General features: G+C 34.2%; 15 protein-coding genes. 13 read left to right on the top strand and 2 right to left on the bottom strand.

The window, feature by feature from the left end; translation table 11 throughout:
- The first annotated feature begins 160 nt into the window (after positions 1-160).
- The 4 genes from pfkA (at position 161) to ABEG11_RS00560 (ending at position 3,550) form a co-directional block, all read left to right on the top strand.
- On the top strand, positions 161-1,147 hold the full coding sequence (gene pfkA, locus ABEG11_RS00575) for a 6-phosphofructokinase (protein WP_348822252.1): 987 nt from the start codon (positions 161-163) through the stop codon (positions 1,145-1,147).
- A 46-nt stretch (positions 1,148-1,193) separates the two neighbouring features.
- A complete protein-coding gene (gene gap, locus ABEG11_RS00570; RefSeq protein WP_348822251.1) occupies positions 1,194-2,198 on the top strand; it encodes a type I glyceraldehyde-3-phosphate dehydrogenase in 1,005 nt (334 codons plus the stop codon).
- Between the two features lie 122 nt (positions 2,199-2,320).
- On the top strand, positions 2,321-3,172 hold the full coding sequence (locus ABEG11_RS00565) for an N-acetylglucosamine kinase (RefSeq protein ID WP_348822250.1): 852 nt from the start codon (positions 2,321-2,323) through the stop codon (positions 3,170-3,172).
- Between the two features lie 3 nt (positions 3,173-3,175).
- The gene (locus tag ABEG11_RS00560) at positions 3,176-3,550 is read left to right on the top strand and encodes a methylglyoxal synthase (RefSeq protein WP_348822249.1); all 375 of its coding nucleotides are present in this window, start codon (positions 3,176-3,178) and stop codon (positions 3,548-3,550) included.
- Here the strand turns inward: ABEG11_RS00560 and ABEG11_RS00555 are convergent.
- Both ABEG11_RS00555 and ABEG11_RS00550 read right to left on the bottom strand, forming a co-directional pair.
- Positions 3,531-3,911, bottom strand: a complete 381-nt coding sequence (locus ABEG11_RS00555) for a RidA family protein (RefSeq protein ID WP_348822248.1) — start codon at positions 3,909-3,911, stop codon at positions 3,531-3,533. The two genes, ABEG11_RS00560 and ABEG11_RS00555, sit on opposite strands and share 20 nt — an antisense overlap.
- An 81-nt stretch (positions 3,912-3,992) precedes the next feature.
- Entirely contained in the window at positions 3,993-6,665 is a 2,673-nt protein-coding gene (locus ABEG11_RS00550; protein WP_348822247.1) for a putative LPS assembly protein LptD, read from the bottom strand.
- Positions 6,666-6,792: 127 nt separating this feature from the next.
- Between ABEG11_RS00550 and ABEG11_RS00545 the strand changes: the two genes are divergently transcribed.
- From ABEG11_RS00545 to ABEG11_RS00505, 9 genes are all read left to right on the top strand, one after another.
- Complete coding sequence (locus ABEG11_RS00545) at positions 6,793-7,950, top strand: N-acetylmuramoyl-L-alanine amidase family protein (RefSeq protein WP_348822246.1); 1,158 nt, start codon at positions 6,793-6,795, stop codon at positions 7,948-7,950.
- A 49-nt stretch (positions 7,951-7,999) separates the two neighbouring features.
- Positions 8,000-8,959, top strand: a complete 960-nt coding sequence (locus ABEG11_RS00540; RefSeq protein ID WP_348822245.1) for an MlaD family protein — start codon at positions 8,000-8,002, stop codon at positions 8,957-8,959.
- Positions 8,960-8,963: 4 nt separating this feature from the next.
- Entirely contained in the window at positions 8,964-10,295 is a 1,332-nt protein-coding gene (locus ABEG11_RS00535) for a 4Fe-4S dicluster domain-containing protein (protein WP_348822244.1), read from the top strand.
- Positions 10,296-10,417: 122 nt separating this feature from the next.
- Entirely contained in the window at positions 10,418-11,209 is a 792-nt protein-coding gene (locus tag ABEG11_RS00530) for a (Fe-S)-binding protein (protein WP_348822243.1), read from the top strand.
- 155 nt (positions 11,210-11,364) lie between these two features.
- A complete protein-coding gene (locus ABEG11_RS00525) occupies positions 11,365-11,847 on the top strand; it encodes an ABC transporter ATPase (protein ID WP_348822242.1) in 483 nt (160 codons plus the stop codon).
- A 16-nt stretch (positions 11,848-11,863) separates the two neighbouring features.
- The gene (locus tag ABEG11_RS00520; RefSeq protein ID WP_348822241.1) at positions 11,864-12,478 is read left to right on the top strand and encodes a phosphatase PAP2 family protein; all 615 of its coding nucleotides are present in this window, start codon (positions 11,864-11,866) and stop codon (positions 12,476-12,478) included.
- A gap of 235 nt (positions 12,479-12,713) precedes the next feature.
- On the top strand, positions 12,714-13,847 hold the full coding sequence (gene bshA / locus ABEG11_RS00515) for an N-acetyl-alpha-D-glucosaminyl L-malate synthase BshA (RefSeq protein ID WP_348822240.1): 1,134 nt from the start codon (positions 12,714-12,716) through the stop codon (positions 13,845-13,847).
- A 261-nt stretch (positions 13,848-14,108) separates the two neighbouring features.
- Entirely contained in the window at positions 14,109-15,170 is a 1,062-nt protein-coding gene (aroC, locus tag ABEG11_RS00510; protein WP_348822239.1) for a chorismate synthase, read from the top strand.
- Positions 15,171-15,266: 96 nt separating this feature from the next.
- The gene (locus ABEG11_RS00505) at positions 15,267-16,520 is read left to right on the top strand and encodes a dicarboxylate/amino acid:cation symporter (RefSeq protein ID WP_348822238.1); all 1,254 of its coding nucleotides are present in this window, start codon (positions 15,267-15,269) and stop codon (positions 16,518-16,520) included.
- Positions 16,521-16,681 lie beyond the last annotated feature (161 nt).

Raw genomic sequence — 16,681 nt, 5'->3', positions numbered from 1 at the left:
GGTTTTCAGGGTTTTAAAAGAGCAGATATTGCTGTTTTTTTTGCTTCCAGAAAACTTATCAACGAAAACGTTTGAATTTCAAATAATTTATTAAAATGTTAGAAAGCACCCCTAAAATATCTTTGATATTTGCTAAATTTACACTTTAATACTTAAAAAAATGTCAAAAACAATAAAAAAGATAGGTGTACTGACCTCTGGAGGAGACTCTCCAGGAATGAATGCAGCCATTCGTTCTGTTGTACGAACATGTGCTTTTCATGATATAGGATGTGTTGGTATTTATAGAGGCTATCAAGGAATGATTGAAGGGGACTTTAAAGAAATGGGACCCCGTAGTGTAAACAACATTGTAAACAAAGGAGGAACTATTTTAAAGTCGGCACGGTCAATGGATTTCAAAACTCCAGAAGGACGTGAAAAGGCCCACAAAAATCTTCTAAAAGCTGGCGTTGATGCTTTAGTTGTTATAGGCGGAGACGGTTCTTTTACTGGTGCTTTACTGTTTAATTCTGAGTACAATTTTCCGGTAATGGGAATTCCTGGAACTATTGACAATGATATATATGGGACAAGCCATACTTTAGGCTACGATACAGCTCTTAATACTGTTGTTGAAGTAATTGATAAAATTCGTGATACGGCAAGTTCACATAACAGACTGTTTCTGATAGAAGTTATGGGACGGGATGCTGGTCATATCGCATTAAATGCAGGAATTGGTGCTGGCGCCGAAGAAATTCTTATTCCAGAAGAAGATTTAGGACTGGATCGCTTATTAGATTCTTTGAGAAAAAGCAAGGCAGCAGGAAAATCATCAAGTATTGTAGTTATTTCGGAAGGTGATAAAATTGGTAAAACTGTTTTTGAATTAAAAGATTATGTTGAGTCCAATTTCCCTGAATATGATGTGCGTGTATCTGTATTAGGACATATGCAGCGTGGAGGCGCTCCATCATGTTTTGATAGAGTTTTAGCCAGCCGTTTGGGAGTAAAAGCTGTAGAATCTTTATTAGAAGGCGAATCTAACTATATGGTTGGTTTATTAGCTGATAAGATCGTACTTACTCCTTTAGAACAAGCGATTAAAGGAGATTCAGAAATCGATCAGGAATTACTCCGTGTATCAGATATTATGTCTATTTAAAAAAAAAGAAAGTAAAATAAAATAAAAATAATTTAAATTAAATACAATGTCAAAAGTAAAATTAGGAATAAACGGGTTTGGTAGAATTGGAAGAATTGTTTTCAGAGAATCTTTCAACAGAGATAATATTGAAGTAGTTGCAATCAACGATTTATTAGATGTTGATCACTTGGCTTATTTATTAAAATATGATTCAGTACACGGTCGTTTTGACGGAACTGTAGAAGTAAAAGAAGGAAAATTATACGTAAACGGTAAAAACATCCGTATCACTGCTGAAAGAAACCCAGCTGACTTAAAATGGAATGAAGTTGGTGTTGATGTAGTAGCTGAATGTACAGGTATTTTTACAACTATTGAAACTGCAAACGAGCACATCAAAGGTGGAGCTAAAAAAGTAATTATCTCAGCTCCTTCTGCTGATGCTCCAATGTTTGTAATGGGTGTTAACCACGAAACTGCAAAAGCTTCTGATTTAGTGGTTTCTAATGCATCTTGTACAACAAACTGCTTAGCTCCATTAGCTAAAGTAATTCATGATAATTTCGGAATTGTTGAAGCTTTAATGACAACAGTTCACGCTACAACTTCAACTCAAATGACAGCTGACGGACCTTCTAGAAAAGACTGGAGAGGTGGTCGTGCAGCTGCTATTAACATTATTCCTTCATCAACTGGAGCTGCAAAAGCTGTTGGAAAAGTTATCCCAGATTTGAATGGAAAATTAACAGGTATGGCTTTCCGTGTTCCTACTGCTGACGTTTCTACAGTAGATTTAACCGTAAAAGTAGCTAAAGAAACTTCATACGAAGAAATTATGGCTGTTTTGAAGAAAGCTTCTGAAAATGAGTTAAAAGGAATTTTAGGATATACTGAAGATGCTGTTGTTTCTCAGGATTTTATTTCTGACAAAAGAACTTCTATTGTTGATGCAACTGCAGGTATTGGATTGAATTCAACTTTCTTCAAATTAGTTTCTTGGTATGATAATGAGTATGGATATTCAAGTAAATTAATTGATTTGGCTGTACATATCACTTCATTAAAATAAAACACATAATTTTGAAAAATCCCATTAATTTATGTTAATGGGATTTTTGTTATTTTGTTTCTTTATAAGAATCTACAAAATTGATATAGAAACAAAAAATAATAACCAATAAACCAAATAATATGAAATTAATAGTTGACAGTGGTTCTACAAAAGCTGATTGGATTGCAATTGATGACAATGGAAAAGTTTTGTTTACTACACAAACACTAGGATTAAATCCTGAAATTCTTAACGGAGAAGAGATAGTTGAACGTTTGAATGACCGTTTTGATATATTACAAAATAAAAAAACAGCTACCCATTTATTTTTCTATGGAGCCGGCTGTGGTACTGAAAGAATGAAGATGATGCTTTCTGAAATTTTTAAGGACTATTTTTCAAATGCAATAGTAGTTGTGGAAGAAGATACATATGCTGCTGTTTTTGCTACTACTCCAAAAGGTGAAAAAGCTATTGTAGGTATTCTTGGTACTGGTTCAAATTGCAGTTATTTTGATGGTAAGGTTTTAGAACAAAGAGTACAGTCATTAGGTTACATTGTTATGGATGACTGCAGTGGTAACGTTTTTGGGAAAGAATTAATCAGAAAATACTACTTTAATAAAATGCCAAAAGAATTGGCTGAAGTATTTGAAAATGAATATGATTTAAGTCCAGATTATATTAAAAATAAACTATACAAAGAACCAAATCCAAATGCTTATCTTGCTACTTTTGCAAAATTTTTAATTCAAAATAAAGAGCACGCATTTTGCCGTAAGATAATTTTTAAAGCGATGAAATCATTCATTAAAAATTATATTATGCAATTTGAAAATTGCAGAGAGATACCAGTTAATTTTGTAGGTTCGATAGCTTTTTATCTAAAAGATGAATTAGCTGAAATCTTTGAAAAATACGAGCTTCAGCTAGGAACTGTTTTAAGGAGACCTATTGATGGATTAATTGCTTACCACGTAGCAAACAGTTAAGATATGGAGATAGCAATTATTGCCCATGACGGTAAAAAAGAGGATATCGTAAAATTTCTCATCAAAAATCGTGAACTGCTGAGTCAAGAAAAAATACAGTTTATAGCAACTGGTACAACTGGGGGCAGAGCAGAAGAAGCTGGTTTTAAAACCACAAGAATGCTCTCTGGTCCTCTTGGTGGCGATGCACAAATTGCTGGCAGAGTTGCTGAAGGTAAAACTCAAATGGTTTTATTCTTTAAAGATCCTCTTTCTAGCCACCCTCACGAAGCAGATGTTAACATGCTTATACGTGTTTGCGATGTACACAATATACCGTTAGCAACAAATGAAGCAACAGCACAATTGTTAATAAATGCTATAGCACAGCAATCATAGAAATTTCCACATTTACATTTTTTGGCAGACATGCCACTTGAACCGTTTCACGAGCTGGAGCGGTTTTTTCATTAAAATATGATCCGTAAACAGTATTGATTTTTCCAAAATCATTCATATCAGAAATAAAAATAGAAGTCTTTACAACATTTTCAAAAGTCATTCCTGCTGCTTCAAGAACTGCTTTCATGTTTTCCATTACTTGTTTAGTTTCAGATTCGATTGTATCTGTCACTAATTCCATTGTAGATGGATTTAATGCAATCTGTCCAGATGTATACAGAGTATTTCCCTTTAATACAGCTTGATTATAAGGCCCAATTGGTGCTGGAGCATTTTCAGTGTAAATTATTGTTTTCATGTTTATGAATTTAGAATAGTTTAAAATTAAAGATTACTTTCAGCAAGCGTGTGTACTTATATTGTGAATTGGGCTTAGAGGCTAGAAATTCTGATTTCTTTTTTCCCATTTAATATCACTAAGAATACCCGATTTAATTCCGATATAGAAATTCCATGTTGTGTTTGGACCAAATGGAACCCAGTTAAAATCCATTCTCCAGCTCATTAAATCTCTTTCAAAACGCAATTGGGTAAATGTAACCCCTTTTTGAACAAAATCATATCCAGTAGATACACCAGCTTTCCATTTTGGTGTTAAATCGGTGTTGGCTGAAATCATAATAGAATTTCCGGTTATTTTTTTCTCTCTATTATTGTTTCCATAAGTTAAGGAATAGGCAAATGTCATATCCCAAGGTAATTTCGATTTAAAAAATTCACTAACCACATCTTCAGTTTCGTCATCTTCGGTAAATTGGCTGTTTTTCCGATAACTGCCTGTATCTATATCCGAGCCAAATAAATCATCTTCCCGGCCACCATTTCTAGCTGCCTGAGAATCAGTTTTTTCTTTCTTCTCGCCTTTGCTGCTAAGTGAGTAATTCATTGTCAAATTGGCACTTGTCATTCTAAAAAGACTGCCGCCATTATTGATGTTGAAAGTATTGATTCGGGTACCAGAATTATCAATGGCATAAGGATCTAATGTTGTCCCAAAATTAGCGCTTAATTTATTGTTAAAAAACTGTGTTCCTCCACTGATTCTTACAGGTGCCCATGCTAGTGTTTTGGCGTCAACATTATAACTGGTTGAAAAGTTTAAGTTATTCAGCAGCATTATCTTCTTTGCTTCTGTTTTGGTAGTGTCTTTGTCAGTAACTTTTGCCTCAAAAGTGTTGCTTAAATTAAAACCAATAGAGTTCGAACTGTTTAGCCCAGGTGATCCATACATACCTCCTTCAAATCGGGTATAATCTTTTTGCATGGTTCCACTGCCATCAGTGGCGTAGGTATCATAGTATTTTTCGAAACTAGGCGTATAGCTGTGTGAAATTGCGGGTCTCATAACGTGCCTGATTGATTTTATTTTTTTATCGGCACCAAAATTAAATGTCCCATATATTGTTGTTCCAATACTCGTGGAAGAACTGTATGTTCTGTAAGCATCAAAACCATTTACATCTGTGGTAACCACTTTAGCTAATTGGTCGTCATAATGTTTTTCGATAGTTTTAAAATACCATACTTCATCATAGTTTAAAGATGTTGAGACACTAAAATATTTAAAGACTTTAAAGTTGGTACTTAAGGGAATAGAGTGCTGAAACCCAATATCAGCATCTTGAAACATTTCTGGCTTAAAAAACAATGAATCAGTTGTTATGAAGCTGTTTTTTCCGTTAAGATTGTATTGTAAATTGATGTTTTTGAAGAAGCCTTTTTTTGCTGCATCATTTTTAACAAAAGGATAAATACGGTCTACGCTAAATTGCAGCGTGGGCAGCGTCATATTTATTACTTTTGTATTCGTGTTTTGTGAGTGTGTTGCTGTAAGCGATATTCGGCTTTCTGGAATTGTATGAAATACAGTGCTGTAGGAAACAGATGAAGTCAGTGTATTGTTTAATGAAGATCCTACATTGACCTGATTGACGGTCTTCTTAAAATATTCACTGCTCCCTAAATTCACGGAGGCCGAAAATGTAGAATTTGGATTGGCTTTTGAATCTTGAGAATGTGACCATTGAATATTATATATTTTTGTTTTAGAATAATCAGGATATCCTCTTTCGCTAATAATATTATTTTCAAACCTGATATTGACATTGCCTTGAAAATTATATCTTTTTGCATACGATGATTGCATTCCTAAAGCATAACTTCCATTGGTATAATAATCTCCAATAACTGTCAAATTATAATGATCGCTCAGTGCAAAATAATATCCTCCATTTTGCAGCGAAAAACCTTTGGTGTTGGAATCATTGTAGGAAGGCAATATAATTCCAGAAACACTGGTTTCTTTTGATAATGGGAAATAGGCAAACGGCAGATATATTGGTGTTGGAACTCCTGCAATTACCATATAAGTGGAGCCAGTAACTATTTTTTTGTTTGGAATGAATTTTATTTTATTGGTCTGAAAATAATACTCTGGATTATCAACGTCTTTTGCTGTCGTAAATCTTGCTCCTTTAAGGAAATATACAGAATCATTTTCTTTTTTGGTAATAGCAGCTTTTACATTAAACTCGCCCTGATTTGTTCTGGAATTCCATATTAAAGCTTTTTTTGTCTTGAAATTGAAACGTATGGAATCGGGTTCAATAACATTGGATCCTTGCTTGAAATTTGGAAATTGGGTATAGTTGCCAAGCGAATCTTTAATTCGGCCAGCGTAGACTTCATTTTTTTCATAATCCATAACTATAATACCCGATTTTAATTCAACATCCTGGTAATATAGTTCGGCTTTATCGTATAAAGTGATGAGTTTTTTCTTTTGTTCGATTTTGGCATAGTCATCGGCTTTGTATTTAACCTGACCGTTTAGGAAAACTTTTTTAACTTTGATAGTGTCTAATTTGACAGTATCAGCTGTGGTTTCAGCAATTGGTTTTTTATTGACAGCGTTATCAGCGGGTTTCTTAACTTCTTGTTTATTAGGAGAAATAGCAGTCTGTTTCTTTTTTATATCTTGAGAATATAAATCAGAACAGCCTAATGACAGGAAAATTGATAGTAAAACGATATTAAATAAGTTTGTATGCAAAGGTTTAAATACTATTTTTGTAAAATGAAGACTCGAATATATTTGAGCCAAAATTACTATAATTTTCGGCAAAAATAATCAAAACATAAATTTATAATAGAACTCTTGTAATAAAATTAACTATTAGATGAATATATCAAAAAAAATAAAAATTGCATTCACATTTTTAATTGTGATGGTGATAGTTGATGGATATAGTCAATCCAATAATTTTAAAGTTACTTTAGATGCAGGTCATGGCGCTCATGATTTTGGAGCCAATTATAGCGGAAGAGTTGAAAAAAACATCGCATTGGCAATTGTGTTGAAGGTAGGCAGAATATTAGAATCATATCCAAAGATTGATGTTATTTACACCCGGAAAACTGACGTTTTTATTGATCTGGTAGAACGAGCCAATATTGCCAATAGAGCCGATTCCAATATTTTTGTTTCAATACATTTAAATGCCAATAAAAATACTGCAGCAGATGGTACTGAAACCTATGTTATGGGGATGAATAAGATTGCTTCTAATCTTGAAGCGGCCAAAAAGGAAAATGCAGTAATTACTATGGAGAAGGATTACAAGCAAAAATACGAAGGTTTTGATCCAAACTCGCCAGAAACAATGATTGGTATGACTCTTATGCAAGAGGAATATTTAGAAAACAGTATTTCATTAGCCAGCAAGGTCGAAGATGAATTTGCCAAATTAGGCAAAAAATTACGTCATGGAGGGGTAAAACAAGCACCTTTTATGGTTTTGCACAAAGCATATATGCCTAGAGTGCTGATTGAAACAGGATTTATTTCTAATCCTGCCGAAGGAGAATTATTAAATTCAGAAGAAGGCCAAAATGATATTGCCAAAGCTATTGCAAATGCAATTATCAGTTATAAATATGAGTATTTTGGGGATGGAGGAGCTGAAACCTACGGTGAAAAACCTTCTCAGATATTAAAAGAAAATCCTGTAAAAACTTCTGAAACTCCTGTAAAAAGCACTCCAGTTCCTGAAATTAATAAAGCCGTTATTAAAAAAGATACATTAGGCTCCATTTATAAAATTCAGCTTTCGGCAAGTAAAAAAAGAATCGCCTTAGAATCCAAAAATTTCAAAGGATTAAAAAATGTATCAGTTGTTTATGAAGATAATATTTATAAATACACTTACGGTGAAACAACTGATTATGAGGAAGCAAAGAACCAGCTGCAGGATGTAAAGTCCAAAGGATATGATTCTGCCTTTTTGATTGCGTTTAGGAATGGCAAAAAAATAAGCATTCAAGAAGCTATCAAATAATTTTAGATCGAATATTTTATATTAAATTTACCCATTAAAAGACAAAATTTTGAAAATTACAAGAGAAATAAAGACTGCAATTCTAGTTATAACATCAATATTATTGTTCATTTGGGGATACAGTTATTTAAAAGGCAAAGACCTTTTTAACAGTTATAAGTTTTTTTACGTTGAATATCAAAACGTGGAAGGACTTGCTCCATCAGCTCCCATAACTATAAACGGATTAATCATTGGCAAAGTAAAAGCTATAAACCTTACAGAAAAAGGTACTTTATTAGTCGAATTACAAATTAATACTGATTTTCCAATTTCAAAAACCAGTACTGCTGTAATTTATGATGCAAGCCTTATCGGAGGCAAACAGCTGGCTATTCATCCAAATTATGCTGATAAGAATATTGCTGAGAGTGGGGACTATTTAAAAGGCGCAACAGAACTGGGTCTAATGGATTCATTAGGGAATAAAGTCAGCCCTGCTATGGCAAAACTTGAAAAGCTGATGACAAGTGCCGATCAGTTAGTTGTGAGTTTCAATGAAGTTTTGGATGCCAAAGGCAAAGCAGATTTAAAGAAGAGCTTAGCTGAACTTAGTGCTACTATGGAACAGTTTCATAAAGCAGCTGCAAATGCAAATGTGATTTTAGAAGAAAATAAGGGACAGCTGAAAGGAGTTGTTTCTAATTTTAATAAAGTCTCGGATAATTTTGTTAAGATATCAGATTCATTAAACAAGGCAGATTTAGGCCTTGCTGTGAGAAACCTGAACACAACATTGGCTAAAGTTGACGGTATAATGAAAGGTATAGAGTCTGGTAAAGGTACAATGGGCAAATTAATGAAAGATGATGCCTTGTACGTAAATTTAGCTAAAACATCAAGAGAATTAGAGCTGCTTTTACAGGATGTGAGACTGAATCCAACCCGATATGTCAACGTATCTGTTTTTGGCAAGAAAAATAAACCCTACGTGGCTCCAAAAGATTCTATTACAAACGTAAAAAACTAATTTCATGAGTTATCTTAGCAGTATTTTATTTGCGGTTATATTGATTATTGGATTCGGTTATTTCTATTTGAATGTCAAAAAAATAATAAGGAATATTAATCTTGGCATTGATGTAGATCGTAAAGATAATGCAAAAGCAAGATGGCGAAATATGGCTATGATCGCTCTCGGGCAGTCAAAAATGGTAAAAAGACCCGTTGCCGGAATACTGCATATTATAGTGTATGCCGGTTTTATCATTATCAATATTGAATTGCTGGAAATCATTATTGACGGGTTATTTGGTACTCATAGAATATTTGCACCGCTTGGAGCAGTATATGACGTTTTAATCGGTTCTTTCGAAATTCTGGCCGTTTTAGTTTTAATTTCGGTTACCGTTTTTTTGATAAGAAGAAATATTATCAAGCTGAAAAGATTTATTCATTCGGATTTGAAAGGCTGGCCAAAAGGTGATGCTAATTACATTTTATATTTTGAAGTTACTTTAATGACTTTGTTTTTATTGATGAATGCTTCCGATCTGCATTTGCAGAATGTACCCGGAGGATTTTCACATTTTATAAAAGCAGGTTCTTTCCCAGTCAGCCAGTTTATAGCTCCAGTTTTTGATGGAATGTCAAACGAATTGGTGATGCTGCTGAATGAAGCGTTCTGGTGGTTGCATATTGTCGGTATTTTGGTTTTTATGAATTATTTATATTTTTCAAAACACCTTCATATTCTATTGGCTTTTCCGAATACTTATTTTGCCAATTTAAATCCTCAGGGAAAGTTTGATAATTTAGCTTCGGTAACGACAGAGGTAAAACTGATGATGGATCCTAATGCCGATCCATTTGCAGCAGCGCCGGTTTCGGAAAATGAAGTTCCAAGTAAATTTGGTGCCAGTGATGTACAGGATCTAAATTGGATTCAGTTATTGAATGCCTATACATGTACCGAATGTGGCCGCTGTACATCATCCTGTCCGGCAAATCAGACTGGTAAAAAATTGTCTCCGCGTAAAATCATGATGGATACAAGAGACAGGCTGGAAGAAGTTGGAAAAAATATCGATGCCAACAAAGGTGTTTTTGTGCCAGATAATAAAACACTATTGAACGATTATATTACTCCAGAGGAATTATGGGCTTGTACATCCTGCAATGCCTGTGTAGAGGAATGCCCGGTAAATATCAGTCCGCTTTCGATTATTATGGATATGAGACGTTATCTGGTAATGGAACAAAGTGCTGCTCCAATGCCTATCAATGCGATGATGAGCAATATTGAAAATAATGGCGCTCCTTGGCAGTACAGCCAGCAGGACCGTCTGAATTGGAAAAATGACTAAAATAGTTAATGGTTTGTTGTTTATAGTTTGTAGTTTTTGGTTTGACAAAAGATAAAACAAATATTTATAAAATTATAGAACAGGCCATGAACCATAAACCATAAACAAAATAACTTAACGTTATGTCAGAAAATTTAATAGTGCCAACAATGGCCGAGATGCTAGCCCAGGGAAAACAGCCGGAAGTTTTATTTTGGGTAGGTTGTGCAGGAAGTTTTGACGATAGAGCAAAGAAAATAACCAAAGCATTTGTGAAGATTCTGAATCGAGCAAATGTTTCTTTTGCAGTTCTTGGCACAGAAGAAAGCTGTACAGGAGATCCCGCAAAAAGAGCAGGAAATGAGTTTTTGTTTCAAATGCAGGCTATGATGAATATCGAAGTGCTGAATGCTTATGAAACTAAAAAAATTGTAACAGCATGTCCGCATTGTTTTAATACGTTAAAAAATGAATATCCGGAATTAGGCGGACATTATGAAGTAGTACACCATACCGAATTCCTTAAATCATTATTAGATGCCGGCCGATTAACGATTGAAGGAGGACAGTTTAAAGGAAAAAGGATTGCTTTTCATGATCCTTGTTATTTAGGCAGAGCCAATAATGTATATGAAGCACCAAGAGATTTAATCCAAAAACTGGATGCTGAATTAGTCGAAATGAAGCGGTCAAAAGCAAATGGGCTGTGCTGTGGTGCCGGCGGAGCGCAAATGTTTAAAGACGCTGAACCCGGAAGTAAGGAAATCAATATAGAAAGAACAGAAGATGCTTTGGAAACAAAACCAAATATCATAGCTGCCGGCTGTCCTTTCTGCAATACCATGCTCACAGACGGCGTTAAAAATAAAGAGAGAGAAAATGACGTTAAAGTAATGGACATCGCTGAGTTAATTGCAAATGCTCAGGATCTGTAAAAGTTTAATTGTTTAAGAGTTTGATGTTTAATGGTTTGAAAAAAAGAATGTTAAACTATTTTAAACAATCCTTAAATAACTTTAAACTTTTCTCAGTCTAAACCTAAAATTATAAATCTGCAGTCTAAAATCTGCATTCTAAAATCATAAATACAATGTACGTTCCTTTTGAAAATTTACCTGGAGAATCTAAAATTTGGATCTATCAATCGAATAGAAAATTTTCGGATGCTGAGTTTTCCGAAATTGAAACTGACCTGCAGTCTTTTCTTAACGAATGGGCAGCACACGGTACTAGTCTTGAATCTTCTTATCTGTTAAAATACAATCGTTTTATAATTTTGGCTGTAAATCAGGAAGTACAGGCGGCTACGGGCTGTTCTATTGATTCCTCGGTAGAGTTTATTCAAGGCCTTGAAAAAAAATACAATGTAGATTTATTGGATAAAATGAATGTAACTTTCAAGCTGGGTGAGCATATTGCATATAAGCCATTAATTGATTTCAAGAAAATGGTGAAAGACAAAGCAGTTACCGAAAACACAATTGTTTTCAATAATCTGGTTAACAATATTGAAGAGTTCAATGAATCTTGGGAAGTACCTGCATTAGATAGCTGGCATAGCCGTTTTTTTTAAGTCAAAAAAAAGAAAAATGCCTAAATTAATTTATCTTTTTATTCTCCTATTCTTTTTTTCGATTTCCAATGCCCAAAATCCGGATATTGATCTTTTAGAAAAAATCAATCTCAATAGAAATACTAATTTAGATCCTCTTATGAAAGGAGTTACCAATAGTGCTTTCCCAATAAGCATTGGAACTCCAGTTATTATTTATGCTGTCGGATTGATAGAAAAAGACAGTATAACAAAGAAAAAAGCAATCTTCATTGGTGAAACATTGGCCGTTTCAGCATTTATAACTTATGCTTTAAAAAATTCTATAAAAAAAGACAGGCCTTACGAGACTTATCCTCAAATAGATAATGTTGTTGAGGAGTCCAGTTATTCATTTCCTTCGGGACATACATCATCAGCTTTTGCCACGGCAACATCCTTAAGCATGGCCTATCCCAAATGGTATGTAATAGCTCCATCTTTTGTTTGGGCTGGTGCTGTAGGATATTCGCGCATGCATCTGGGCGTTCACTATCCTTCAGATGTATTAGCGGGAGCCCTGATAGGGAGTGGTTCTGCTTTTTTGTGTTATAAACTCAATAAGTGGATTAACAAAAAGCGAGCTCCGCATCAAAAAAAGCTCTGGGAATAATTGCAAAAACACACCTTGCTAAAGGCATCGCAGATGTAATTATTTTTTGATCAGCATTTTTTGCATATCTTAAAAATGTTAAAATTTAACTTTTTTTTCATAATAAACGCTCCTAATCTCCTTACTTTCGTTACACTTTAAAATTATATTTCAAATTGGCATAAAATCGATTTAAAGCAGAATCAAATAGAGTGCACAAAGAAATATGATTAATAAAAACATCCATAAAAAATATATGAAAATAGCAATTGTTTGTTATCCTACTTTTGGCGGAAGTGGAGTAGTTGCAACAGAATTAGGTTTGGAACTGGCTAGAAGAGGACACGAAATACATTTTATAACGTACAGCCAGCCTGTGCGTTTGGCATTATTGAATCCTAATGTGCATTATCACGAAGTAATCGTTCCAGAATATCCTCTTTTTCATTTTCAGCCGTATGAGCTGGCTTTGTCCAGCAAATTGGTTGATATGGTTAAATTGTATAAAATTGAGCTTTTGCATGTACATTATGCTATCCCGCATGCATATGCAGGTTACATGGCAAAACAGATGCTGAAAGACGAAGGGATTGATATTCCTATGGTTACAACATTGCACGGAACCGATATTACTTTGGTTGGGAATCATCCATTCTATAAACCAGCAGTTACTTTCAGTATCAACAAATCTGATTATGTGACCTCGGTTTCTCAAAGCCTGAAAGATGATACATTAAAATTATTTAATATAAAAAATGAGATTCAGGTAATACCTAATTTTATTGAATTAAATAAGAGTGAGTATGATCCTGCAATTCCTTGCAGCCGTTCAGTAATGGCCAATGCTGATGAAAGAATAATTACACATATCAGTAATTTTAGAAAAGTAAAGAGAATTCCGGATATTATTAAAATATTTTATAAAATTCAAAAAGAAATCCCAGCCAAATTAATGATGGTAGGTGATGGTCCCGAAAAAGAGAAAGCTGAAAGAATGTGCAGGAAATATGGTATTCAGGACAGGGTAATATTCTTTGGAAACAGTAATGAAATTGACCGGATTTTATATCTGACTGACTTATTTCTTCTGCCTTCTGAGACCGAAAGCTTTGGCTTGGCTGCTCTTGAGGCTATGGCTTGCGGTGTACCAGTAATATCAAGTAATTCTGGGGGATTGCCAGAAGTTAATAGTGATGGTGTTTCTGGTTATTTAAGCAATGTTGGAAATGTAAATGAGATGGCTCAAAATGCTTTAAAAATTTTAAAAGAAGAAAGTGTTCTAAAGGAATTCAAAAAGAATGCATTGCATGTTGCTGAACAATTCGATATCAAGAATATTCTGCCTATTTATGAAGCTCTATATCAAAAGGCGATTAATAAGTATAAATAATTGATTAAGGTTTCGTTATAAAAGAATCCGCCCTGATTTTAAAAACCGGGGTGGTTTTTTTGTATAATTCTGCGTCTTATTGTATTTATCTGTGGGAGAATTGATGTATAAAGCATTATTTGTTAATTTAAGACATAATTGTCGCCTGCTTTAAAAATTAGTGATTTTGTAAAGATTTTATATGTGCTTTGTGCAAAATATTACTAATTTATAATTTTTAGTTTAATTCATAAAACTTACATTTGCCTAAAATTTTATACAATGGCAGGAAATAGCTACGGAACACTATATAGAGTAACCACTTTTGGCGAATCACATGGAGAAGCATTAGGAGGCATTATTGATGGCTGTCCATCTGGAATCCAGCTGGATCTGGATGCAATTCAGTTCGAAATGTCCAGAAGAAAACCTGGTCAATCGGCAATAGTTACACAGCGTAAAGAACCAGATGATGTACAGTTTTTATCTGGAATTTTTGAGGGTAAAACTACTGGAACACCAATTGGTTTTATAATCCCAAATACCAATCAGAAATCAGACGATTATTCGCATATTAAAGATAATTACAGGCCAAGTCATGCTGATTATGTGTATGATAAAAAATACGGTTTCCGTGATTACAGAGGCGGTGGAAGAAGTTCTGCCCGCGAAACGGCAAGCAGAGTGGTAGCTGGTGCTATTGCAAAGCAGATGCTGCCTGATATTAAGTTCAATGCTTATGTTTCTTCTGTAGGACCAATTTTTTTAAATAAAGAATATCACGAATTGGATTTTTCTAAAATTGAAAATAATCCGGTTCGCTGTCCAGACGAAGAATCGGCTGCTGCTATGGAAGAATATATCCGCCAGATCCGTAAAGAAGGAGATACTGTTGGAGGAACTGTTACCTGCGTGATTCAAAATGTGCCTATCGGTCTTGGCGAGCCAGTATTTGATAAACTGCATGCCGAATTAGGCAAAGCAATGCTTTCTATAAATGCCGTGAAAGGTTTTGAATTTGGAAGCGGTTTTGAAGGTGTTAAAATGAAAGGGAGCGAGCATAACGATTTATACAATCCAGACGGAACTACTAAAACCAATCGTTCTGGCGGCATCCAAGGCGGGATAAGCAATGGTATGGATATTTATTTTAAAGTAGCTTTCAAGCCCGTAGCAACGATAATGCAAAAACAGGATTCATTAGATAACAAAGGAAATATTACGGAGATGACCGGTAAAGGGCGTCACGATCCTTGTGTTGTTCCCCGTGCAGTACCAATTGTAGAAGCTATGGCAGCAATGGTTATAGCAGATTTTTTTCTTTTAAATAAAACGTACTTGTAATTCAAGAATTATATAGAGTTTTATTTATAAAGAAGAAAAAAAATATTCAGTATTTTGACGAGCTAAATATTGAAAATCAACCCTGAATTTAATTAAATGAATACGCCTGAAACAAAAAAAACATCATTTTTTAAAGGATTAACTGGTCAAATACTTATCGCAATGCTCATTGGAGCTGTGCTGGGGATTATAATTCACAACTCAGCCACGGCAGAAACCGCACAGGAATTTAGCACCAAAATAAAAATGCTGGCTACAATTTTCATCAGGTTAGTACAAATGATTATTGCTCCGTTAGTTTTTACCACTCTGGTTGTTGGAATTGCAAAATTGGGAGATATAAAAGCAGTTGGACGGATTGGAGGAAAAGCTTTGGGATGGTTTTTTACGGCATCATTTTTTTCATTGTTAATAGGAATGCTCTATGTTAATTTACTCCAGCCGGGTGTTGGTTTAAATTTATCCAATGTTGATTTGGCAAGCGTTTCGGATGTAACGGCAAAAACACAAAGCTTATCTTTTGAAAATTTCATAGAACATATTGTGCCAAAAAGTCTTTTTGAAGCCTTAGCGACCAATGAAATTTTACAGATTGTAATTTTTTCTATCTTTTTTGGATTAGCGGCAGCTTCAATGGGAGAGCAGTCGAAACCTGTAATCGATTTTTTAGATAGATCATCCCATATCGTATTGAAAATGGTAAATTACGTAATGAAATTTGCGCCTATAGGAGTTTTTGGAGCAATTGCAGGAGTTTTTGCTGTCAGGGATTTCCAGGAATTAGCAATAACTTACTTTAAATTTTTCGGTTCTTTTCTAATTGGAATAAGTACATTATGGATTGTACTCATTGTTATCGGATTTATTTTTCTGGGAAGCAGAATGAAAATCTTATTGAAACATATAATAGGACCGCTGATTATTGCTTTTGGAACTACAAGCTCTGAAGCAGTTTTTCCTAAGCTAACAGAGGAATTAGAACGATTTGGAGTAAAAGACAAGATCGTTTCTTTTATGCTGCCCTTAGGTTATTCATTTAACCTTGATGGAAGCATGATGTACATGACTTTTGCAGGTATTTTTATTGCTCAAGCCTATGGAATTCATCTAGACTATCCTACACAATTTACGATGCTTTTTGTTTTGATGTTAACAAGCAAAGGGATTGCTGGTGTTCCGCGGGCAAGTTTAGTGGTTGTGGCAGCAACATGTGGCATGTTTAAAATCCCTATTGAAGGAATTGCGTTAATATTGCCTATTGATCATTTTTGCGATATGTTCAGAAGCGCTACGAACGTTTTGGGAAATGCATTGGCAACATCTGTAATAGGAAAATGGGAAGATGAATAAACGGATGAATATTTCCAGCCTATTTTGATTTAAAATCTAAATACAAAAATTATAAAAAGCAGCCCATTTCATAATGTGCTGTTTTTTAATTTATAAACTAATGATTATTCTAAAATATTCTCAACTTAAGGCTAATAAATTTTATATTTTAATGTATATTT

Source organism: Flavobacterium aestuarii (assembly GCF_040049115.1).
Lineage (GTDB): Bacteria > Bacteroidota > Bacteroidia > Flavobacteriales > Flavobacteriaceae > Flavobacterium > Flavobacterium aestuarii.
This window is presented reverse-complemented; position numbering and strand designations above follow the sequence as displayed.

Bases quoted from the DNA above. Each gene is read 5' to 3' on its own strand.
- ABEG11_RS00505 (WP_348822238.1), top strand. From the start codon at position 15,267: ATGAATACGCCTGAAACAAAAAAAACATCATTTTTTAAAGGATTAACT.
- ABEG11_RS00555 (WP_348822248.1), bottom strand. From the start codon at position 3,911: ATGAAAACAATAATTTACACTGAAAATGCTCCAGCACCAATTGGGCCT.
- ABEG11_RS00560 (WP_348822249.1), top strand. From the start codon at position 3,176: ATGGAGATAGCAATTATTGCCCATGACGGTAAAAAAGAGGATATCGTA.
- bshA (WP_348822240.1), top strand. From the start codon at position 12,714: ATGAAAATAGCAATTGTTTGTTATCCTACTTTTGGCGGAAGTGGAGTA.
- ABEG11_RS00545 (WP_348822246.1), top strand. From the start codon at position 6,793: ATGAATATATCAAAAAAAATAAAAATTGCATTCACATTTTTAATTGTG.
- gap (WP_348822251.1), top strand. From the start codon at position 1,194: ATGTCAAAAGTAAAATTAGGAATAAACGGGTTTGGTAGAATTGGAAGA.
- ABEG11_RS00525 (WP_348822242.1), top strand. From the start codon at position 11,365: ATGTACGTTCCTTTTGAAAATTTACCTGGAGAATCTAAAATTTGGATC.
- ABEG11_RS00530 (WP_348822243.1), top strand. From the start codon at position 10,418: ATGTCAGAAAATTTAATAGTGCCAACAATGGCCGAGATGCTAGCCCAG.
- ABEG11_RS00535 (WP_348822244.1), top strand. From the start codon at position 8,964: ATGAGTTATCTTAGCAGTATTTTATTTGCGGTTATATTGATTATTGGA.
- ABEG11_RS00565 (WP_348822250.1), top strand. From the start codon at position 2,321: ATGAAATTAATAGTTGACAGTGGTTCTACAAAAGCTGATTGGATTGCA.
- aroC (WP_348822239.1), top strand. From the start codon at position 14,109: ATGGCAGGAAATAGCTACGGAACACTATATAGAGTAACCACTTTTGGC.
- pfkA (WP_348822252.1), top strand. From the start codon at position 161: ATGTCAAAAACAATAAAAAAGATAGGTGTACTGACCTCTGGAGGAGAC.
- ABEG11_RS00520 (WP_348822241.1), top strand. From the start codon at position 11,864: ATGCCTAAATTAATTTATCTTTTTATTCTCCTATTCTTTTTTTCGATT.